Origin of the sequence: Frankia sp. AgB32, from assembly GCF_023243045.1 — a bacterium.
In the GTDB taxonomy this organism is placed as follows: Bacteria; Actinomycetota; Actinomycetes; order Frankiales; family Frankiaceae; genus Frankia.
Genome location: NZ_JALKFX010000016.1, coordinates 44,459 through 64,437, shown reverse-complemented (window position 1 = coordinate 64,437; position 19,979 = coordinate 44,459). Strand labels below are relative to the sequence as shown.

Here is a 19,979-nt window from a genome sequence, read left to right as displayed (position 1 = left end):
AGCTGACATGCGAAGACCCGGGTGGGGCAGAGCGTGTGCGAGGTGAGGATGAGTAGCCGTAACCGCGAACGCCGCAAGGCAACGCAGAAGGCCCGCGCGGCTCGTGGCCGCGCACGGGCCGCCGGAAGGACAGCGGAGCGAGCCGGCGCGGAACGGGCCGGCGATGAACCGATCGGCAGCGCGTCGCCTGTCGACGCGATCGACGCGCTGGTCGCGGCGATGCTGAACGCCATGCTCGCCGAGGACGGCGACGCGATCGCGTCGTGCGTCGACATACTGGCTGATCCACCGGGCGGGTCGAGGGGACGCCGGCTGGTCAACCGGGTGCTCGCCGGATGGTTCGACAACATCGTCGAGGACGCGTGGGAGCGCGGCTGGCAGCCGGCCGACGCGCACCGGGTCGTGAGCCGGCGCGCCAGCCCGGCGGAGGCCCGCCTCGTCGTCGACGCCATGGCCGCCCAGATGCGCCGCTACGACCCCGTGACCGTCGACAAGCGCTGGAAAGCCCAGCTCCACAGCCTCGGTGTCCTCGCGTGGCGTGACCGCGACGACGACTGGCTCGATGCCTGGGCCGACAACGAAGGTCGCGGCCGCGCGCAGGCGCTCACCGAGGCCCACTTCGTTCTCAACCTGCTGGCGATGCTGCCGCGACTCGAGGTGCTCTGTCCCCCGCCCGGCACCGCCCGACGCGAACCCCCGCCCCGCGCCGCCCCGCCCACCGGCCGCGGCGCTGACCCACGCATGCTCGACCGGGTCCGCGCGCTGCTGGCGAAGGCCGAGTCGACCGGGTTCGCCGAGGAGGCCGAGGCGCTGACCGCCAAGGCCCAGCAGCTCATGACCCGCCACAGTATCGACGAGGCACTGCTCGCCGCGGGGGCCGGGAACCCCGCGGAACCGGCCGCCCGCAGGGTGGGCATCGACAACCCCTACGAGGTGGCCAAGGCCAGCCTGCTCGACGTGGTGGCCACGGTGAACCGCTGCCGCACGGTGTGGTCGAAGCACTTCGGCTTCTCGACGGTCGTCGGCTTCGAGGGCGACCTTGACGCCGTCGAACTGCTCTACACGTCGCTGCTGGTCCAGGCGACGACAGCGATGATGAGGGCCGGTTCCCGCCAGGACCGCGCCGGACGATCCCGCACCCGGTCGTTTCGCCAGTCGTTCCTCGCCTCCTTCGCGATCCGCATCGGCCAGCGCCTGAGGTCCGCGACCGAGCAGGTCTGCGAGGCGGCCGCGGCCGAAGCCGGCGAAGGGCGCCTGCTGCCCGCGCTGGCGGCCCGCACGGACGCGGTCCGGGAGGCGACCGATACGATGTTCCCGCGGATCGCCGCCCAGTCCCTGCGTGCCAACGACAGCGAGGGATGGGCCTGCGGCCGCGCCGCCGCCGACCTCGCCTCCCTGCGCATCCGCGACGAGGTCACCGGCGAACGAGGTGGCTGACATCGCCGACGTGGCTGTGATCGCCGTGCTCGTTGCCGGCGGCGGTGATGGCGGTTCGTCGGTCAGCCGAGAGCGATGCCGAGCACTGTCAGCAGAAAGCTGATGACCAGGACCATCGCGGTGGCGAGGTTGCGCAGGGTGATGTGTCGCGGGGCGCCGTCGAGGATGGCCTGGGCGTAAGCCTCCCGGGCGGGGATACGCACGGCGAGCGCCGCCCGGTGGAAGGGCGAAACCTCGTTGGGTGGCCACAGCACCGCGCGCAGATCACGCCATTTGACGGCCACATGATGCTCGCATCCGGTGAGCCAGCCATTCACCGTGGCCTCGCAGACGCCGCGGTCCGTGCGGTGTGCCCGGCACAGCGTCGGCCAGCGAAAGGCCAGCGTGAAGGCGATGGCGAGCGCCGCGACCGGAATGCACCACCACCGCCACGACACGCCCAGGGAAACTCCGGCAAGGGCGACGAGGGTGAACGCGAGAAGTTGCAGGTTACGGCGTTCACGGCGGGTGCTTTTCCGGGTGCTGCGCGGCGAGCGGGTGCGCTGCCGCGTCCGAGCGGGGCGTCGTGCGGCCAAGATACTTCCTCCGAGGTCAGGGAAGAAAGGACTGTTCCGGGTTCTATCACGTGCCACCGCGGCCGTGGAGGCTCTGTGCATATGGTGGACTGTCAATGTTCACGGTCGCGGTGGTGGGGGGTTGGGTCCAGGGGGACGACAGCGGCCTGGTACCTGCGGGAATGCCGTTGGAGGACCTGCGACCGGGGCTGCGGGTCGCCGGTATCGCGCACGGCGAGGCGGTTGTGGTCAGCTCGGTCCGATGGGTCGGTCCGGGCGTCCTCGTCGAATACCGTGGTGATGACGGGGTGGCGCGCAGATCGGTGTTGCGACGCTCGCACGAGGCCGGTCTCTACCTGAAGGAGATGGTGCTGCGGGACGACGTCAGGCGTTGCCTCATTGTCGTCCCGGGATCGTTGATCGACCAGTGGCAGGGCGAGCTGCGGGAACGGTTCGGGCTCGTGTTCGAGCGGCCCAGCGCTGATCTGGCGGCGGCTCCCGGCAGCGAGGTCTTCGACGCCATCCGCTGCTGCTCGCCCCGCATGGATCAGCTCAGCAGGAACGATGACCTGCTCGTCCGGCTGCGGGCGGCCAGCGAGTGGGACCTGGTCATCGTCGACGAGGCACACCGCATGTCCGCGCACTACTCCGGCTACGAATTGTGGACCACCCGGCGTTACGAACTCGGCGAACTGCTGCGCGACCGCACCCGCCATCTGCTGCTGATGACGGCGACCCCGCACGCGGGCCGGCACGAGGATTTCCACGCCTTTCTCGCGCTGCTCGACCCGGACCGGTTCGAGGCGACTTCACCGCCGACGGCGGCGTCGCGGACACGACCGGTCTCAGGCGCCGCCTGCTCAAGGAGAATCTGCGTACGCTCGACGGCCGGCCGTTTTTCCCGGAGTGCCGTGCCTACACGGTGCCCTTCACGCTGTCACCGGCGGAGCGGGAGCTTTACGAGGCGGTCACCGACTATGTGCGCTACGAGATGGGGCGGGCGGACCGGCTGCGGGAAAGCGGTGAGGTCCAGTGCGGCAACACGGTCGGTTTCGCGATGACCGTCCTGCAGCGGCGGCTCGCCTCCAGCCCGGAGGCGATCCTGCGCAGCCTGGAACGCCGCCGCGAGCGCCTGCGCCAGCAGCTCGTCGACGGCGGTGGACGGCTCACGCGCGAGGCCGAGAGGTCACTGGCGCCGCTGGCGGGCGGATCGCTGGCCGTCTGCCTCGACGAGCTGGCCCTCGACCTGGCCGAGGAGGACGTCGTCGGGCTGGAGGAGGTCACCGACGCGGCGACGGCGGCGCGCACCCGGGCGGAGCTGCGGGCGGAGATCGCGACGCTCGACGCCCTGGTGGCCACGGCGCGGTCGGTGCGCGCCGCCGCGGGCACCGACCTGAAGTGGTCTGAGCTGCGCACGATCCTGTCCGACGACCCGTACACCCGCGACGCGGCCGGCCAGCTCCGCAAGATCGTCGAACCGAGCCGAAGAGGTCTCCGAGGCGAAGATCAACGGCCATGTTCGGGAAGGGTGAGTCGGCCTGCTGTCATGCGCTGATCGGCGCGGTCAGGTCGACCAGGTCCGCGGCTGGTTGCGGCTCGCCTTCGACCGTGTGGACCGCGATGACCCCGGCCCAGTGGGGCAGGGCCAGATCCTCGGGCTCGTCCACCGGCCCGCCTGTGCGCGCCTTGAGGGTGACCTGGTGGCGGGATCGGTGAGCGCGATGGCCAGCACCGTGGTAGCGGCCATCTCCCGGCGGTTCGGGGGGCGGCAGGCGGCCGAGCGGCCCGGCGCCGTCCGGTCGACGAACGCGTCCAGCACGGCGCGTTTCTCCGTCTCGTCGGTGACGGGGGTGGCCAGGCCGCGGACCAGCACCGACCGGTAGTTCACCGAGTGATGAAAGGCCGAACGGGCCAGCACGAGCCCGTCCAGCAGCGACACCGTCACGCAGACCGGCAAGGCGGCGGCGCTGCCGGCGGCGAGCATCCGGGCGGCCACCGACCCGTGGAGGTGCAGGGTGTCGCCGCGGCGGACGTGCAGGGTCGGCAGCACATGCGGCCAGCCGTCCACGACCACGCCGACATGGCACATCCGCGCCTCGTCGAGAACCGCGCGGATCCGGTCCAGGTCGTCGTCGAACCGGTCGCGCGCCCGGGTGGGCGTGAGATGCGGGGACCCGGTCGCAGGGGTTTCCGTGCCGTCAGCGTCGCATCACCCCATCGCCCTGCCCACCGGTTTTCCGCCGGCCATGGCTATGTCCTGTGTCCACGCGTTGCTCCTGTTTCCGCCCTTGGGTCCGCCTTGCAGACGCCGTCGTAACAGCGCCAGAACCAGGTGTCGTTCTTGCGGCGCCGGATCTCGATGCTGGTCCCGCCGCACTGGCCGCAGTGCGGCGGATGGGCGAAGAGCTCGGCATTCAGATCCCCCCGGCTGTCCTCGGCAGCCTGCGGCCGCAGACGTTCGATCGTGGCGTGACGGGCCGGCCAACCCCGCTGCTCGGCGTCGGCGGTGAGGGTCTGCGCCTCCTTGGCGCGCCGCGCCTGCCGCTGCCGCAGGTCGGCCTTTCGGCGCACCTCACGGACCTGCTGGTCGGCCAGCTGATGGGCAGACCACGCCTGGCGGAAGCCGGCCTGGTGGGTATCGCTCTGGTCACGGGTGTACGGGATGTGGGCGATCAGCGCGCTCAGGTGCCGGTCAAGGGCCTCGCCGCGGGCGTCCGCGACGACACGTGCACGCGCCGCGTCCGCAGCGTCCTGGCGGGCCCGTTGTTCGGCCGTACGCAGCTCGGCCTGCAGCTGTTCGCGACGGTCCTTCGCGCGCCATCGGGCGACTCCCCGCTGGGCTTCCAGTAACGCGAGCGCGTCCTCGAGCTGACGGTGACGCCCGGCGCTGCGCAGCGCCGCCGCCTCACTCGCGGTGGCCGCGTCGAGCACCTCGGTCTTCGGGAGGCAGGCGTCGGGGTCGTCGGCGGTCGCTTTCAGCTGCGGTGGCCCTACCCGGACGATCTGGCCGGTGGTGTGCCGCCGCTGTTTCACCACGCCCAGCAGGGCATTGTCCACCGCGATATTGTCCACCGCGATGTTGGTGGCGGACACCAGCAGCACCCGGTCTCCCTGGCCAGTGAGATCGCAGATGGCGCGGCTGAGGACGGTCGTCTTCCCGGTGCCCGGTGGCCCCCACACCAGACGCACGCCCTGGCCGAGACAGGGCGGCGGTAGGCGTCGGCCCGAGCCGGATGAAAACCCGGGGGATCGGGAACCGCCGCGGACCATCCGCCGATCGACCCGGCGGCCAGCGCGGACGCGAGCGGCGCCGCGCCAAGCCCCAGGAACCTGCTACGCAGCGCCTCGACGAGAAACGTCGGTGGCTGTTTCCACATCCACAGATAGGGATCGGGAAGATCGGCGAACCTGACGACCTTCACGGTGAGGAGTGAGCCGTTCTACGTGGTCGAACGAACAGGCAGAACCGACCAGGACGTCGTGCTCGGAACTGGGATGACGCAGATCGGCTTCCCGCATCCTCGGCGGGTAGGGGGAGAGGCCAACGAAGCCGGGGGCCCCCGGACGGGCCTGGCCGAGGGGATTCGTCGTAGGGATGACCTGGAATAATTGCGGCACTTCGGGCGCCGGCGCGTCGGAGCGGGCCAAGGTCGTGAGTCGTGGTCGACCATGGCAGTCGTCGGACACAGCCACGGGCAGGAGAAAAGTTTAATGATTCGCGGTCTTGTGCGAGGACGTGCCAGCGCGATGGCAGTCGCGGGCCTGGTCGTGCTCGCTGCGCTTGCCGCCGGCTGCGGTGATGGCAGTACGTCGGATTCCGGCGCTGCGGCGACGACCGTCTCGCCGTCGGCGTCGGCGTCGGCGTCGGTTGAGCCGTCCATGAGTCCGATGATGATCAATCCGTCGGCGACCCCGGCCGATCGGATCGCCGGCGCGCAGAAGTCGACCTTCACGCTCCTGAGCACCAGACCGGCGGGGCTGGACGGGGTCAGCGGCACGGCCTGGCTGGCGCAGAACCCGACCACCGGCACCACCCTCACCGTCGCGGTGACCGGTCTGGCACCCAACACGCACTACATCGCCCATCTGCACGCCAAGCCGTGCTCGGTGGACAACGGCGGGGGTCACTTCAAGTTCGACCCGAACGGCCCGGCCGCTCCGCCCAACGAGGTGCATCTGACGGTCGACGCCGACTCCGCCGGTGCGAGCACGGCGACCGTCACCAACGCCCGGCCGGTGGGGGAGGCGGCGAGGTCCGTGGTCATCCACCCCGTCGGCGCCCTGGACAAGCGGGTGGCCTGCGCCGACTTCTGATCCACCCTGCGCAGGACCAACCTGTTGCCTCGGGCGCAGGGCGCTCCGCGGTGAGGTCCTCCGTCTGCAGACCGAGGGTGGCGGTCCTGGCGACGCGGGCCCTGCGCAGCGGCTCGATGTCCTTCGCCAGCAGGGCGGAGGACGCAGCGGGACCCGCTGATGCACCCGCGGTCGGGTCGGTCGGCGCGGGACTGACCGCGTCGCCGCCCTCGTCCGCAGCGCCAGCCAAGTCGGTACTTCCGGAGTGTGACACTGCGCTCCCCTGCCGACACCAAAAGTGATCCAGTCATCGTTTATACGTCACCGGTCGATTACCCAAAACTATGATCACATGGGACGCTCCATGGGATTCCGTCGGGTCGCGGCTGGGAGTGCCAGTCCGAAACGCGCCGTCGGTCTCACCGCGCCGTCGGTCTCACCGCGCCGTCGGTCTCACCGCGCCGTCATCAGTACCTTGGCCTTGTCATTCTTGGGGCCATGCAGAGCATCTATGAAGCCGCGGGCGGCGGCGAGGGTCTGCTGCGCCTGGCCGAGGCGTGGCACCGACGGGTGATGGCCGACGAGGTCGTCAGCCACGGGTTCAGCCACGGGTTCCATCCGCAGCACAGTGAACGCCTCGCCACCTACTGGGCGCAGGCCCTCGGCGGGCCGGCGACGTACTCCGACGCCTACGGCGACGAGACGTCAGTGGTGCGGATGCACAGCGGCAACGGCCCGCACGAGGAGATGGACCGCCGGGCGATCGCCTGCTTCGACCGGGCGCTGAGCGACGTCCGCCCGGCGTTCAGCGAACCGCTCCGGCAGGCGTTGCACGACTACTTCGCCTGGGCCACCACGACAACCATGTCCGCGTACCACGACTCCGCCGACGACGTCCCGGCGGAACTGGCCCTCCCGCGATGGTCCTGGAACGGTCTCCAGCGCTGAGTCCGGCGACGCGCCGCGATACCGGCGGTCTTGGCGTGCGTCACCCGGCCAGCGACGACAGGCCGTCGAGCAGCCATTCCAGGATGGCCTCGAAGGTCTGAGGCGGTGGGCTCATCCGGTCGGGCTCGGCCGCCCAGCGGCTGAAGTGCGGGAACCGGCCGGTGGCGGCGATCTGGTCGAGGTAGGGGGCGGCGGCGGCGAGGTCGGCGTCGGTGGTCAGGCCGGTGCGGGCCCGCATCGTCCGTTCCTCGAGCAGGGCGAGACCGGAACCGAGGACGTGGCCGAGCACGGTGGAGACGAAACCCATCCGGGTCGCCGCCGGCAGACCCAGCGGTTCGAGTTCGGCGAGTGCGGCGTCGTGGACGCCCAGCGCGAGCGGCCCGAACGGCGGACGACTGAACGCGAGCCGCGCGAACCACGGATGGCGCTCGACGGCCTGCCAGCCCGACGTGCCGAGCGCCCGCAGCGCCAGCCGCCAGCCCTCGCCGCCATCGCCGACCGCTACTCCACCGGCCGCGTGCACCTCGCGGGCGACGCCGCGCACGTCCTGCCGCCGTACGCCGCATCCGGCGCGAACACCGGCATCGCCGACGTCCACAACCTCGCCTGGAAACCCGCCGCGGTGCTGCGTGGTGAGGCGGCGCCAGCCCTGCTCGACAGCTATGAGGCCGAACGGCGTCCGACCGGCTGGTTCATCGCCGACCAGTCCGCCCGCCGCGGTCAACTGCCGGTCCACCAGGTTCGCCGGCCTGGGCGCGGCCAGATCGGCGCGGGTCGTGCGGGGCCTGGCCCCGCGGCGCAGCACCCCGGTCAGCCCGGCCGCCCGCATCAGGCGCTCCACCATGCACCGGGCCACCGCGATCCCCTCCCGGTTCAACACCCGCCACACCTTCCGCGCGCCGTACACCTCGTAGTCCTCCTCCCACACCCGCTCGATCTCGACGAGGAGCTCGGCGTCGCGCAGGGAACGCGCCGACGGCGGACGCTTCCTCGCGGCGTAGTACGACGACGGGGCAACCCGCAACACATCACAGCTCGGCTCGACCCCACCGAGGTCTTCCTTGCGCTGGTCGATGAACGCGACTACCGCGGCAGTCGCGGGCCGAGCTCCCGCGCGAAGAAAACCGACGCCGCTTTCAGGATCTCGTTCGCGCGCTTCAGCTCACGATTCTCACGTTCCAGCTCGGCGATACGCGCCACGTCCGGCGAGGTGGTTCCCGGACGAGGGTCGACCTCAGCCTGGTTCACCCACAGCCGCAGCGTCGCCGGATGCACATCCAGCCGCTTCGCGACCGACGAGATCACACGCGACGCCTCCGACGGCTGCTCACGACGCACCTGCAACACGCGTGCCTGGTCAGGGGGGCTCGTCCGGCGGGTCGACCTGGCGCATTCGCGACAGTTCGGGTGCTGGCGCGTCGGAGCGCGCCAAGGTGGTGCGTCGCGGTCGACCATGGCGGTCGACCGACACAGCCACAGGCGGGAGAAGATTTTCATGGTTCGCGGTCTCACGCGGGGACGTGCCGGCGCAGGGATGATCGGTGGACTGATCGTGATCGCCGCACTGGCGGCCGGCTGCGGGGACGACACCACGGCGTCCGGTACCGCGGCGCCGGCGGGCGTCTCGGCCCATGCCCCGGAATCGGCCCATGAGTCGACCACGGCGTCGGCGTCGGCCACGACGTCCATGGCGCCGATGATCGATCCGTCGGCGACGCCGGCCAGCCAGATCGCCGGCGCGCGCAGGTCGACGTTCGTGCTGCTGAACACCCGGCCGGCGGGGCTCGACGGGGTCCGGGGCACCGCCTGGCTGGCGCAGGAGGCCACCACCGGGACCACCCTCACGGTGGCGGTGACCGGCCTGGCGCCGAACGCGCACTACGTCGCCCACCTGCACGCCAAGCCATGCGCGCAGGACAACGGCGGTGGCCATTTCATGTTCGACCCGAACGGCCCGGCCACGCCGCCCAACGAGGTGCATCTGACCGTCGACGCCGATGCCGCCGGCGCGAGCACGGCGACGGTCACCAACGCCCGGCCCGTCGGCGACGGCGCGAAGTCCGTGGTCATCCACCCCGTCGGCGCCCTGACCAAGCGAGTGGCCTGCGCCGACCTCTGACCCAGCCGCACTGGCAACCCTGATCCGGCCCTGCCCGCCGCGGGCGCGCGGTCGGCGTCGACCCGGCCCCGTCGAGACCACAGCCAGGCCCACTTCAGTCTCGGGAACCGACCCGGGTGGGCCGACCGGCGTTTGCGACACTGGGCAGGAGACCGGGCAGGGTGAGGGGTGGGAATGGGCAGCCGAAACCGTGAACGACGCAAGGCCAAGCAGAAGGCGCGCACGAGCCACGGCCGAGCCCGGGCCGCCGGCTCCTCGGCGGGATTCTTCCAGGAGGAACGCAGCCAGCGGGAGCAGCTCCTGCAGGTGGCCGACCTGCTGGTCGCCGCCGGGGTCAACGCACAGCTCGCCGAGGACCACGAGGCGTTCGCGAAGCAGGTGGAGATTCTCGCCGACCCGCCGGGCGGGGCAGGCGGGCGCCGGGTTGTCAACCGCAGCCTGGTGGGCTGGTTCGACCGCGTCGTCGAGGCCACGTGGGAGGACGGCTGGCAGCCGCTCGACGTGCACCGCATGGTGATCCGCCAGGCGGGCCAGCGTCACGCCCGGCTCGCCGTCGACGCGATCGCCGCCCAGATGCGTCGGTATGCCGCCGCCACCGTGGACGAGCGGTGGACGGCGCAGCTGCGAGGCCTCGACGCCGCCGTCTGGTGGGAGCGCGACGACGAGTGGCTGGACCGCTGGGGCGAGCGGGAGGGCCGCGACCGGGCGGCGGTGCTCGCTGATGCCCTGGTCCTGCTCGGGGTGCTGCACGCGATGCCCAGGATCGAAACCCTGTGCCCGCCGCCGGGCACCGGCCAGGGCGGGACCAGCACCGCCGGTCACGGTGCGGACACGCGCATCCTCGACAAGGTCCGCGGGCTGCTGGCGAAGGCCGAGTCGACCGGGTTCGCCGAGGAGGCCGAGGCGCTGACCGCCAAGGCCCAGCAGCTCATGGCCCGGCACAGCATCGACGAGGCACTGCTCGCGGCGAAACAGGACACCCGCGTGAAGCCGGGGGCCGGCGGATCGGCGTCGACAACCCCTACGAGGTCGCCAAGGCCAGCCTGCTCGACGTGGTCGCCGACGCGAACCGCGCCCGAGCGGTGTGGTCGAAGAGCCTCGGCTTCACCACCGTGATCGGCTTCGAGTCCGATCTCGACGCCGTCGAACTGCTCTACACGTCGCTGCTGGTCCAGGCGACCTCGGCGATGATGCGCGCCGGGTCCCGCCAGGACCGCCACGGGCGTTCCCGCACCCGGTCGTTCCGCCAGTCGTTCCTCGCGTCGTTCGCGATCCGCATCGGCCAGCGCCTGCGCGCCGCGACCGAGCAGGCAAGCGAGCAGGCCGCGGCCGAGACGGGCGACGACCGGCTGCTGCCCGTGCTCGCCGCCCGCACCGATTCCGTCCGGGAGGCGACCGAGACGATGTTCCCGGACATCGTCTCCCAGTCGGTGACGGCGACCGACGGCGAGGGATGGGCGTCGGGCCGCGCCGCCGCAGACCTCGCCTCCCTGCACACCCGCGACCAGGTCACCGCCGACCCAACCGGTTGACCGGGCGTGACGTGCCGAGTCGGCCCGGGCCGGCGGCCACCATCTCGGCGCCGTTGCGGCGTCGGGCCTGTGACCTGATCGCGCGAGCCGTTGGCGGCCCGGATGGCAACGAGGGCCTACGATAAGGGTGCTGAGGACCAACCGACCCGGGTCGGGGACCGCTGCCATCCGCTGCGCCCCGCGAGCAGGACCGCTCACCGCCGGGTGTCCCGGTGACCGCCCGGTGGGAGCCGCACATGACCTCCGAAGACGTACCCGGCCCCGCGAACGTCGAGCCGACAGCAGATCTCGGTAGTTATTACGGGACGTACGAGGGCAAATCCGCCTACGCCCGGGAAACCAGCGCCGGTAACTGGCAGATCAAGGTGCACGATCCCATCAACCGCCTTTCCGGCCACGACGGCTGGATGATGCTCGGCACCGGCTGGCCCACGCTGTCCGACGCACAAGCCGCCACCGGCATGCGCTGAGCGCGGATCATCGACGCCTCCGCACTCGCCGGTTCGACGGTGTCGTCACGGCTCCTCCTGCGTCTGGATCACCAGATCTTCGCCGCATGTCGATCAAGGTAGGCTGGCGAGCGGAGCATGCCGTGGCGGACCTGCGTGAAGGACGCTTGGGAAGAGTGATCGGGTGAGCCGTCGGTTCAACACGGCTGGTCCGTGTGACCCGGTCGATCATTACATGATCCCGGCGTTGGAACGGCTGCCGGAGGCGCCGGGCCTGGTCGATCAGTCTGCCTACTTCGTTGTCCACGCCCCCCGCCAGACCGGTAAGACGACGGCGCTGCGTGCGCTCGCGCAGGACCTGACCGCCCGGGGGCCGCCACGCGGCACTACATTTCTCCTGCGAGGTCGCCGAAGCTGCCGGTGACGACTACGGCGCGGCCAACCATGACATTCTCGCGCAGATCAGGATCAACGCCGAGAGTCAGCTGGCGCCGGATCTCCGTCCGTCGGCCTGGCCCGCGGAGTCGGCGGGCAGCCTGCTCCAGGTGGCCCTGCGAACGTGGGCGCTGACCTGCCCGCGGCCCCTCGTGCTGTTCTTCGACGAGATCGACGCGCTGCGCGGACAGAGCCTGATCAGCGTGCTGCGCCAGCTGCGTGCCGGCTTCCCGACGCGATCCCGGGACTTCCCCGTCTCCGTCGCGCTGTGCGGTCTGCGCGACGTGCGCGACTACAAGGTTCTCGCCGGCGGCGATCCTGACCGGCTGGGGACCGCGAGCCCGTTCAACGTGAAAGTGGAATCCCTGCGGCTTGGGGACTTCACCCCGGCCGAGGTCGCCGAGCTCTACGGCCAGCACACCGCGCAGACCGGGCAGCGGTTCGCCCCCGGCGCCGTCGACCATGCCTACGAACTGACCGGCGGCCAGCCGTGGCTGGTCAACGCGCTCGCCCGCGAGGTCGTCGAGAAAATGACGGGGGCCAGCACTGAAACAATCAGCGTCGCGCAGCTGGACGAAGCGAAGGAACGACTCGTCCTGGAGCGAGCCACGCATCTGGACTCGCTGGCTGCCAGGCTCGCCGAACCGCGGGTCCGGCGCATCATCGCCCCCCTGCTGACGGGAGATCCGCTCGCCCTCGAGCCCTACGACGACGACCTCGTCTACGTCCGTGATCTTGGCCTGATCGCGGCGACGGCGCCCGTGCGGGTCGCGAATCCGATCTACCGGGAGGTCATCGCTCGGGTCCTGTCGTCGAGCGTCCAGGAAAGCGTCACCGCCGATCCCCGCTCGTTCGTCCGACCGGACGGCAGCTTCGACTTTCCCAAGGTGCTCGACGAGTTCGCCGACTGGTGGATCGAGAACGGCGAATTCCTTCTCGGGACGGGTTTCTACCCCGAGGCGGCCCCCCACCTGATCCTCATGGGCTACCTTCGGCGGGTCGTGAACGGCGGTGGGTTCGTCGAGCGTGAATACGCGGTCGGTTCGGGCCGCATCGACCTGCATGTCCGCTGGCCCTACCGGGCCCCCGACGGCTCCCGCCGCGTCCAGCGCGAGGCGCTGGAAATCAAGACCTGGCGCCCGACCTGGGCGGATCCGCTGCGCCAGGGCCTCGCCCAGCTTGACCGCTACCTCGACCGGCTCGGTCTCGACACCGGCGCCCTCGCCATCTTCGACCAGCGCCCCGCCGCCCCCGCCATCGACGAACGCACCGCCATCACCACCACCCTCAGCCCCGCCGGCCGCCCGGTCACCCTGCTGCGCGGGTAACGGAGAACATCGGGTGGTCAGCTGACGTGCGCCTGACGAAGGTGATGTCGACTGATCCTCCCGTCGAAGGCGCGCGGTCAGGCGATGTTGAGGTGGACGTTGCCGATGCGGGCGACGATGTCGACGTGGCCGCCGAGGCCGGTGATGTAGGCGCGCAGGACGTCCAGTCCGGTGGCCGTGCCGCTCTCGATCTGGCTGATCCTCGCCTGGGTCAGGCCGGTGGCCTCGGCGAGCTGTGCCTGGGTGACGCCGAGCTGCCCGCGGATCTCGGCGAGCTGCGCGCCACTGACCGAGGCGAGCATCCGCCCTCGCATCTCGGAGCGGCGGGACGTGCGTGCGGCGATGTCCCATTCGGGATCGGCCGCGCGCGCACGGGCCTTGACATCACGCCAGCTCGCCGGTGTGGTCATGACCCCTCCTGTGCTTTGAGTGAGCTCAGGTGTTCGCTGAATCTTTCGTCTGCGAGCGGGACCGCGGTCTGATACCAGGAGCGCCAGGCGCCGGACTTGTCGCCGGCAATGAGGAAGACCGCTTCACGATGCGGATCGAAGGCAAAAATCATTCGGATCTCGCTTGTGCCGGTCGAGCCTGGTCGGAGTTCCTTCATATGGTGATAGGTACTGCCCTTGAGCCTGTCGACCAGTGGGCGACCAGGACCCGGCCCGTTCTCGGCGAGCACGTCGATTGCCTCGGCGACCAGATCCGCGGTGATGGAGTCCGTGCGGCACAGATCGAGGAACCACTGCTCGACCTCGGGGTGCAACACGACCTCCACATGCGCCCAGTATGAGCCAGAATTATGTCGATCATGCTTCTCGGGCATGGCTGAGCGGGGTCACGGGTGACGGAGCGGGCGTCAGTGGGCGTGTGCCTGGTGGAAGGCATCGATGATGTTCTGGGCTATGCGGCCCCGGTCGCCGACATGGTAGCCGTGTTCCCGGGCCCACCGACGGATCTCCGTCCGATCGTGGTCGACGGCCGGAGCTGACGGCCGTTCCCGCGGGGGACGACCGGAGGATGCCGAGGGCAGCGAGGAACGGGCAACGGCAATGTCACCGGGACCGGCGGTGGCGGTCGCGGTGGCCACGGAGGCCCTGATCCGGTCCGCGGCGCGCAGGCCGGGCGGTGGGGTCACCTGGGGCAGCCGGCTGATCTGGGTGGCTGCCGCCAGGACCGGATCGGCGGCGACGAGGTCGGCGAGGTGGCGGTGGTGGCTGAACACGATGATCTGCCAGTGGCGGGCGAGTTCCGCGAGGACGTGCAGGGCGGCGACGGCGCGGTGGTCGTCGAAGGCCATCAGCACGTCGTCGAGGACGACGGGCAGGGGCACGTCGCCGCGGGCGGCCCGGTCGCGTTGCAGCTGGTCGATCGCGGCGAGGCGCAGCGCGAGATAGACCTGGTCGGCGGTGCCCTCGGACAGCTCGCCGGGGGCGCGTTCCAGCTCGTCGGCGCGCACGACGCGCAGGGACCGCTGGTCGCCGCGGTCCTCGGCGCGCAGCGCGACGCACGTCCCGCCGGTGAGGCGTTCGAGCAGGCGCCCGGCGTCGCCGAGCAGCGGTGAGGTGTGGCGGCGCGCATGGGCTTCGAGCTGCTCGCGGAGCAGTTGCTGGGCGATGGTGGCGATGAGGTAGCGCTCGGCCCCCTCGGCGACCAGGGCGAGGTGTTCCTGGGCCTGGGCGTGCTGCTCGGCGACGCTGCGGCCGTCGCGCAGCTGCCGGAGCCGTTCGCGGCTCGCGCCGAGGACCTGGGCGGCCGCGTCCTGGGCGGCGGAGCAGGCGTCGCGGTCCTCCGCGGCGGCGGTGAGGTCCCGGTCCAGGTCGGCGTCGTCGCGGTCGGCGAGTTCCTTGACCAGGGTTTCGAGATCGTCCTCGGGCGCCGCCGTGCGGATCATCGCCGCGGTGGCCGTCTCCTGTGCCCGCACGGCCTGGACCGCCCGGCTGCGGTCGAGAATGTCGGCCAGCGGCTGGTCCCGGGACAGGCCCGCCTCGTCCCGCAGCCGGTCCAGGCGTGCGGTGGCGGTGGCGTGCTGCTCGGCGGCGCTGTCGAGACGGTCGGTGAGCTCGGCGACGGCGCGGTCGAGGACCTTCGCGGCGGCCTGGGCCTCACAGGCGCCGCGGAGTCGGGCGGCGAGGCGGTCCAGGACAGCCGCGGGGGTTGCGTCGCCGGGCCCGTCCTCGCCGTGGCGGGTGGCCAGCGCGGCGATCTCCTCGGTGAAGGCGTCGAGGCGGCGGCGGGCGTCGGCCGCGCTCGCACGGGCCTGCGTCGCGGCGTGGTGGGCCGCCTGGGCCTGGGCCAGCGTGCCGCGCCGCGCCACCCAGCCGGGCGGGGTCATCGTCGCGGGCAGGCCCGCGGTTCGCGCCGCGGCGGCCCACTGCTCCTGGGCGGTGTCCAGCTCGACGGTCTTCCCGGCGTGGGCCCGGCGGGCCTCGGTGGTCTGGCGGGCGTGCAGGGCGGTGCTGGCGCGTTCCTCGCGGGCGGCGTCGTCGTCGGTGAGGATCCGTTCGGCGGCGGCGAGGACAGTGTCGAGGTCGCCGCCGGACGGCGGCTGGCCCAGGGCCGTGAGCGCCTCGGTGAGGGTGGCGCGCTGGGCATCGGCCTGGGCGCTCAGGGCAGTGCCGCGGCGTTCCGCGGCGAGCAGCGTGGTCTGCGCCGCCTGGGCGTCGTCGAGTGCGCGGCGGACGTCGTCGGCCTGCTCCGGTGTCGGTGGGGTGAGCCCGAGGTCGGTCCAGAAGGCGTCCCAGTCGCGCCGGGCCTGGTCCCGCGCGTGATGGGCGTGCTCGTGGGCGGTGAGGGCGTCGCGGTGGCGCTCGGTGGCCTCGGCGAGAGCGCGCTGGAGCTGGGCGTGTTTCGCCGCGGCGGAGGCGTGGGCGAGCAGGTCGTCGGCGAGGTCGTCGGCGCGGCGGGTCGTGGTGGCCAGGCAGGGGAGCAGTTCCTCGGCGCGGGCCGCGCTCAGCCCGTCCGCCGCGGCCTTGGTGAGCCGGGCCCACAGATCGTCGCGTTCCGCGCGGACCCGGGCGAGGGCCGCCGGGTCGGGCAGGCGCTGCCCGTCGGCCTTGCGGGCCAGCTGCTGACCTGCCTGCTCCACGGCCTGACCGGCGGCGGCGGCCTGCGTCGCGGTGCCGTCCCAGGCGTCTTCGGCCGCCGCGAGGCGTTGGCAGGCGTCGCGGACCCTCTCCCGGCTCGGCGCCGCGGGCGCGGCCGCGTCCACGACGCCCGCGCCCGCGTGGCGGAGGGCGTCGCGACGATCCCCCAGCGCGGTCGCCGCACTGTCCACAGACGCGCGGAACAGCGCCGAGGCCGAACCGTCCGCGCGGATCGTGGTGACCACGTCGCGCAACAGTCCGATCAGCATCGGATCGTGCGGCGCCACCGTGGCGGCGGCATCCTCCCGCGCGCAGGCCACCCGGACCGTCTCCTCGGCCTGGGCGACCTCGGCGCCCAGGGCGTCGACGCGGGCGCCCAGCGCGTCCAGGCCGGCCGCGACGTCGACGGGGACGTGCAGCGCGGCGAGCAGCTCCCCGGCCGGGCGCGGATCATCCGGGCCGACGAGGTCATGGAGCAGCCGGATGGCCTCCCCGGCCTGCTCCGCAGCGGCCCGGTCGTGGTCGGCGGCGACGGCGGTGTCCCCGGTCCGGGCCTCGACGTGGCGTTCCAGCCGGCTGATCGCGTCACCGTCGGTGAGCAGCGCCTCGTCGAGGCGCAGCTCCGCCCGCTCGGCGGCCTTCTCGTCGTGCTCGGCCCGCAGCCACCCGGTCTCACCGGTCGCGGTGTCGAGGTCGTCGAGAACGTCGAGGACGGCGTCGAACGCGTCGAGCTGCCCGGCCGGCAGCACCAGCCCGCCGTCGAGCAGCCGGGCACGTTCGGCCCGCAGGCCGAGCAGGGTCTGGACCTCCGCCATGGCACGGCACCGCTGCTCGGCGCGGGCATGGCGGGCCGCGGCCGAGCCGAGCCGGGCTGCCGCGGCCCTGGCCCTGCCCTCGTGCCGGGCCAGCTCGGTCTCCGCGACCGCGACGAGTTCCCCGTTGACCATGGCGTCCTCGACGCCGTCGCGGGCCCGCGTGAACTCGTTCCACGCCGCCCGGACCTGGGACCTGCGGCCGTTGCCGTGCGACTTGTAGAGCCCGTCTCGTTCCTTCTCCAACGCCTGGGCGAGTTCGTGCACCGCCCGTCCGCTGCGGGCCGCGAACACCAGCTCCGCGAGGTCCCCCGCGCCGCGAAAGACCGCGTCGGCGCCGTCGCGCAGATCCGCCAGCGACAGGCCGAACGCCCGGCGCCACAGCTCACGGCCGTCGTGGCCCCACAGCGGTGCGAACGGCTGCCCGTCCGGGCTCGTCGACAGCCCGGTCCGGCGCCTGCGCACATCGACCTCCTGCCCGCCGGGCAGGTCGAGCCGGGCGGTGAGGCTCAGCGTGCCGACGGCGAAGGTGTGGTCCTGATGGCGGGGGCGGAAACCCCACAGCAGATCCGACAGTCCCGCCAGCGTCGTCGACTTGCCCGTCTCGTTGTCGCCGACCACCAGGGTCAGGCCCGCGCCGAACGCGACCTCGCGACCCTCGAAGGCGCCGTAGCGTTCCAGGCCGAACGAGCGGATCCGCATCACTGCTCCTCGCAGCCGTCGCCGGCGAGCCGGGTGAACAGGTCGGCCCCGGCCCGGCGGGCGAGCTCGGCCAGCACCGCGTGATCGCCCAGGTCGAGCAGACCCGCGCGCCGCAGGTCTCGTCCGACCTCGCGTTCCAGGGGTTCGGCGAGACGGGCGAGCCGCTCGGTGTCCCCGGCGAAGCCCTCGACGGCGGCACGGATCCCCGCTGCCAGCTCCGGGTCGACCGTGGTGGGCGGGCGCGGGCTCGTCGCCCTGACCTCGATCTTCTCCAGGGCCACCGCGTCGATCCCGGCCGCCAGCGCCGCCAGTTCCGCGTGCAGGCGTTCGGTGTCGGTCAGCGCGGGCGCGGCCGGGGAGGCGCCGACGACGGTGACCCGCGCGACCAGCGGCCGCTCACCCGTCTCGGCGCGCGCCGCGCGCAGCGCCTGGTCGGCGCAGCTCAGGACGTCGTCGAACGTGCGGCACGCCGCCACGTCGAGGCGCAGCGTCGCCCAGCGGGCCACATCGCACGGTTCCAGGCGGATCCGCGGTGCCTCGCCAGGTTCGAGGTCGACGACGAGTGCGCCCTTCGGACCGCCTTCCCGAGGATGGCGTCCCTGCAGGTTCCCGCTGTACGCGGCGACCCGCCGGCCGTCACCGAAGGTCCGGTGGGTGTGGACGTGGCCCAGCGCGAAGTAGTCGTAACCGGTCCGGGTGAGATCATCGACGGTGCACGGCGCGTACGGCGCGTGGCCCTCGGCGCCCTGGACGGCGGTGTGCAGCAACCCGACGTTGGTCAGGCCGGCGACGGCATCCGGGTAGGCCCGGGCCAGATTCGTCCCGACGTCGGGGGTGGCATAGCTCTGCCCGTGCACCGCCAGCCCGAGGTCGTCGACAACGGCGGTGCCGGCCTTGTCGGTGTCGAACAGGGTGACGTTCGGGGGCAGGCGCAGGGACCGCGTGATCGTGCTCTGGGCATCATGGTTGCCGCGGACCAGGAACACCGGAATGTTTTCGTCGTGCAGCCGACTGAGCTGGTCCCCGAAGAACCGTCCGGTCGCGTAGTCCGGCCAGTTCCCGTCGTAGATGTCGCCGGCAAGCAGCAGCGCGTCCGCCCCGCAGGTAACCGTCAGTTCCGTGAGGTTCTCCAACGCCCGGCGGGTCGCCTCGCGTAGCTGATGGGCCAGTGCGTCGTCGCCGAGCCTGGACAGCCCGCGCAGGGGACTGTCCAGATGAAGGTCAGCGGCATGAACAAGACGCACGTCATCCCCCGCGGATCAGTGAATCCTTCCCCGCTCGTCGACGACGTGCGGGACGGCGTAAAAACCTGAATTTAGTACGATCGCCAGTCACCTCCGGCCGGGGGTCGAGGCGTCACCGGGACATGGGTCTACCGTGTGGCGATATCGGTGGTCCATTGCCGTCCACCTGGACCATGGTTGGGTCCCCGGAGGGGCGAACGGTGACTGAGAAACTCGCGTTCGCGCACTCCATGACTGTTCGCTGAAAGCCCGGGCAGCCAGCCGCGCGGGTAACACCGATCACCGCTGCCCTGCCCTCGACGCGTCGGCGGGCGGGCCTGGCGGTGATGGCCAGATCGACGTCGATGGTCATCGCCTGCGACCAGGGAATGGTCAGGGCGCCCGCCGCGTCGAGAAACTCCTGAACGCCGTGGGCGAAGGGTGAGGATTCGGTCCAGGTGAACACCACCTGGACCCGCGGGTCGGCATCGAAGACAACCAGCACGTCCAGAAGTCGGGTCATCGAGGTGACATTGTGGACAATCGCCAGAACCAGGCGGTGGCGACGCACCGTGGCCCAGGCCGGCGTCCGGCCCGACGGGAACTCTCGCCCATCGTCGCTGTCGGTCGTGCCGATCTGTTTCCGTGGCCGGCCCCGCCGAGAGTGATGGAGCCGTACACGTCACGGGTCTGGACGAGGCCGCCCTCGATGTGGGCCTGATCGCCCACGATGTTCGTCACCGACCCGGCGGCGTCCTCCCCGGCGGTCGCGGTCGCGGTCGCCGTCCAGGCCCGCAGCGCGTCGGCGAAGTCGGGATCGAGCAGCGCCCGGGCGGCCAGGTGCCGGGACAGCGTCTCGATCGCCCCCGCGTCGGCCTCGGGCCCCGCGAGGTCCCGTTCGACCAGCTCGTCCGGGGTCGAACCGGAGCCGAAAGCCCGGCCGACCAGGCTCCGCAGCGCGTTCCACACCTGTACGCCGGCCTCACTCGCGGTGCCCGCCAGGACTGCTGTGATGACGGCGACCAGAGCCGGGACACTCAACGGATCCAGATCCACCGATGCAG

The 19,979-nt window shown here is 71.9% G+C and carries 19 protein-coding genes, 4 pseudogenes and 1 other annotated feature; of the genes and pseudogenes, 11 read left to right on the top strand and 12 right to left on the bottom strand.

Annotated features, from left to right (window positions below):
- The first annotated feature begins 48 nt into the window (after positions 1-48).
- Positions 49-1,437, top strand: coding sequence for a DUF2786 domain-containing protein (locus tag MXD60_RS07485; RefSeq protein WP_248818252.1), 1,389 nt, complete (start codon positions 49-51; stop codon positions 1,435-1,437).
- 62 nt (positions 1,438-1,499) lie between these two features.
- Here MXD60_RS07485 and MXD60_RS07480 read toward each other — a convergent pair whose 3' ends face one another.
- A complete protein-coding gene (locus MXD60_RS07480; protein WP_248818251.1) occupies positions 1,500-2,012 on the bottom strand; it encodes a hypothetical protein in 513 nt (170 codons plus the stop codon).
- Positions 2,013-2,107: 95 nt separating this feature from the next.
- Here MXD60_RS07480 and MXD60_RS29755 point away from each other — a divergent pair.
- Positions 2,108-2,785, top strand: a pseudogene (locus MXD60_RS29755) (DUF8742 domain-containing protein); the annotation flags it as partial.
- Positions 2,786-2,913: 128 nt separating this feature from the next.
- Positions 2,914-3,546, top strand: coding sequence for a hypothetical protein (locus tag MXD60_RS07475; RefSeq protein ID WP_248818250.1), 633 nt, complete (start codon positions 2,914-2,916; stop codon positions 3,544-3,546).
- Positions 3,547-3,555: 9 nt separating this feature from the next.
- Here MXD60_RS07475 and MXD60_RS07470 read toward each other — a convergent pair whose 3' ends face one another.
- Both MXD60_RS07470 and MXD60_RS07465 read right to left on the bottom strand, forming a co-directional pair.
- Complete coding sequence (locus MXD60_RS07470) at positions 3,556-4,080, bottom strand: pyridoxamine 5'-phosphate oxidase family protein (RefSeq protein ID WP_248818249.1); 525 nt, start codon at positions 4,078-4,080, stop codon at positions 3,556-3,558.
- A gap of 161 nt (positions 4,081-4,241) precedes the next feature.
- Entirely contained in the window at positions 4,242-5,261 is a 1,020-nt protein-coding gene (locus MXD60_RS07465) for an AAA domain-containing protein (RefSeq protein WP_248818248.1), read from the bottom strand.
- 477 nt (positions 5,262-5,738) lie between these two features.
- Between MXD60_RS07465 and MXD60_RS07460 the strand changes: the two genes are divergently transcribed.
- Complete coding sequence (locus MXD60_RS07460; RefSeq protein WP_248818247.1) at positions 5,739-6,305, top strand: superoxide dismutase family protein; 567 nt, start codon at positions 5,739-5,741, stop codon at positions 6,303-6,305.
- A 477-nt stretch (positions 6,306-6,782) separates the two neighbouring features.
- On the top strand, positions 6,783-7,232 hold the full coding sequence (locus tag MXD60_RS07455; protein WP_248818246.1) for a group II truncated hemoglobin: 450 nt from the start codon (positions 6,783-6,785) through the stop codon (positions 7,230-7,232).
- Between the two features lie 40 nt (positions 7,233-7,272).
- On the opposite strand, the pseudogene MXD60_RS07450 reads toward MXD60_RS07455, so the two are convergent.
- A pseudogene (locus MXD60_RS07450) lies at positions 7,273-7,707 on the bottom strand (TetR/AcrR family transcriptional regulator C-terminal domain-containing protein); the annotation flags it as partial.
- On the opposite strand from MXD60_RS07450, the pseudogene MXD60_RS07445 reads away from it, so the two are divergent.
- Positions 7,591-7,878 (top strand): annotated as a pseudogene (locus tag MXD60_RS07445) (FAD-dependent monooxygenase); the annotation flags it as partial. The pseudogenes MXD60_RS07450 and MXD60_RS07445 overlap by 117 nt on opposite strands.
- A gap of 159 nt (positions 7,879-8,037) precedes the next feature.
- Here the strand turns inward: MXD60_RS07445 and MXD60_RS30235 are convergent.
- Both MXD60_RS30235 and MXD60_RS30230 read right to left on the bottom strand, forming a co-directional pair.
- A pseudogene (locus MXD60_RS30235) lies at positions 8,038-8,259 on the bottom strand (IS3 family transposase); the annotation flags it as partial.
- Positions 8,242-8,358 (bottom strand) — a sequence feature (AL1L pseudoknot). It overlaps the preceding pseudogene by 18 nt.
- Positions 8,316-8,579 (bottom strand): transposase, encoded by a 264-nt coding sequence (locus MXD60_RS30230; RefSeq protein ID WP_518467531.1) that lies wholly within the window; start codon positions 8,577-8,579, stop codon positions 8,316-8,318. It overlaps the preceding feature by 43 nt.
- Positions 8,580-8,727: 148 nt before the next feature.
- On the opposite strand from MXD60_RS30230, the gene MXD60_RS07435 reads away from it, so the two are divergent.
- From MXD60_RS07435 to MXD60_RS07415, 5 genes are all read left to right on the top strand, one after another.
- On the top strand, positions 8,728-9,351 hold the full coding sequence (locus MXD60_RS07435; RefSeq protein ID WP_248818245.1) for a superoxide dismutase family protein: 624 nt from the start codon (positions 8,728-8,730) through the stop codon (positions 9,349-9,351).
- Between the two features lie 174 nt (positions 9,352-9,525).
- Positions 9,526-10,467, top strand: coding sequence for a DUF2786 domain-containing protein (locus tag MXD60_RS07430; protein WP_248818244.1), 942 nt, complete (start codon positions 9,526-9,528; stop codon positions 10,465-10,467).
- Positions 10,404-10,883, top strand: a complete 480-nt coding sequence (locus tag MXD60_RS07425) for a DUF7168 domain-containing protein (protein WP_248818243.1) — start codon at positions 10,404-10,406, stop codon at positions 10,881-10,883. Before MXD60_RS07430 ends, MXD60_RS07425 begins: the two co-directional genes overlap by 64 nt.
- A 236-nt stretch (positions 10,884-11,119) precedes the next feature.
- Positions 11,120-11,353: a hypothetical protein gene (locus tag MXD60_RS07420; RefSeq protein ID WP_248818242.1), complete on the top strand. Its 234-nt coding sequence runs from the start codon at positions 11,120-11,122 to the stop codon at positions 11,351-11,353.
- A 524-nt stretch (positions 11,354-11,877) separates the two neighbouring features.
- On the top strand, positions 11,878-13,095 hold the full coding sequence (locus MXD60_RS07415) for an ATP-binding protein (protein WP_248818241.1): 1,218 nt from the start codon (positions 11,878-11,880) through the stop codon (positions 13,093-13,095).
- A 77-nt stretch (positions 13,096-13,172) separates the two neighbouring features.
- Here MXD60_RS07415 and relB read toward each other — a convergent pair whose 3' ends face one another.
- From relB to MXD60_RS07385, 6 genes are all read right to left on the bottom strand, one after another.
- Positions 13,173-13,505 (bottom strand): type II toxin-antitoxin system RelB family anti-toxin, encoded by a 333-nt coding sequence (relB, locus tag MXD60_RS07410; protein ID WP_248818240.1) that lies wholly within the window; start codon positions 13,503-13,505, stop codon positions 13,173-13,175.
- Positions 13,502-13,861, bottom strand: a complete 360-nt coding sequence (locus tag MXD60_RS07405) for a type II toxin-antitoxin system RelE/ParE family toxin (protein WP_518467520.1) — start codon at positions 13,859-13,861, stop codon at positions 13,502-13,504. The genes relB and MXD60_RS07405 overlap by 4 nt, the downstream gene beginning before the upstream one ends.
- A gap of 90 nt (positions 13,862-13,951) precedes the next feature.
- A complete protein-coding gene (locus MXD60_RS07400) occupies positions 13,952-17,692 on the bottom strand; it encodes an AAA family ATPase (RefSeq protein ID WP_248818238.1) in 3,741 nt (1,246 codons plus the stop codon).
- On the bottom strand, positions 17,692-18,936 hold the full coding sequence (locus tag MXD60_RS07395; RefSeq protein ID WP_248818237.1) for a metallophosphoesterase family protein: 1,245 nt from the start codon (positions 18,934-18,936) through the stop codon (positions 17,692-17,694). Before MXD60_RS07395 ends, MXD60_RS07400 begins: the two co-directional genes overlap by 1 nt.
- Positions 18,937-19,048: 112 nt before the next feature.
- Positions 19,049-19,420, bottom strand: coding sequence for a hypothetical protein (locus MXD60_RS07390; protein ID WP_248818236.1), 372 nt, complete (start codon positions 19,418-19,420; stop codon positions 19,049-19,051).
- 14 nt (positions 19,421-19,434) lie between these two features.
- Entirely contained in the window at positions 19,435-19,956 is a 522-nt protein-coding gene (locus tag MXD60_RS07385) for a hypothetical protein (RefSeq protein ID WP_248818235.1), read from the bottom strand.
- Between the last annotated feature and the right edge of the window lie 23 nt (positions 19,957-19,979).

Excerpts from the sequence above, each read along its gene's own strand:
- MXD60_RS07455 (WP_248818246.1), top strand. The coding sequence starts at position 6,783 with ATGCAGAGCATCTATGAAGCCGCGGGCGGCGGCGAGGGTCTGCTGCGC.
- MXD60_RS07400 (WP_248818238.1), bottom strand. The coding sequence starts at position 17,692 with ATGCGGATCCGCTCGTTCGGCCTGGAACGCTACGGCGCCTTCGAGGGT.
- MXD60_RS07465 (WP_248818248.1), bottom strand. The coding sequence starts at position 5,261 with ATGGTCCGCGGCGGTTCCCGATCCCCCGGGTTTTCATCCGGCTCGGGC.
- MXD60_RS07430 (WP_248818244.1), top strand. The coding sequence starts at position 9,526 with ATGGGCAGCCGAAACCGTGAACGACGCAAGGCCAAGCAGAAGGCGCGC.
- MXD60_RS07470 (WP_248818249.1), bottom strand. The coding sequence starts at position 4,080 with ATGTGCCATGTCGGCGTGGTCGTGGACGGCTGGCCGCATGTGCTGCCG.
- MXD60_RS07420 (WP_248818242.1), top strand. The coding sequence starts at position 11,120 with ATGACCTCCGAAGACGTACCCGGCCCCGCGAACGTCGAGCCGACAGCA.
- MXD60_RS07460 (WP_248818247.1), top strand. The coding sequence starts at position 5,739 with ATGGCAGTCGCGGGCCTGGTCGTGCTCGCTGCGCTTGCCGCCGGCTGC.
- MXD60_RS07485 (WP_248818252.1), top strand. The coding sequence starts at position 49 with ATGAGTAGCCGTAACCGCGAACGCCGCAAGGCAACGCAGAAGGCCCGC.
- relB (WP_248818240.1), bottom strand. The coding sequence starts at position 13,505 with ATGACCACACCGGCGAGCTGGCGTGATGTCAAGGCCCGTGCGCGCGCG.
- MXD60_RS07435 (WP_248818245.1), top strand. The coding sequence starts at position 8,728 with ATGGTTCGCGGTCTCACGCGGGGACGTGCCGGCGCAGGGATGATCGGT.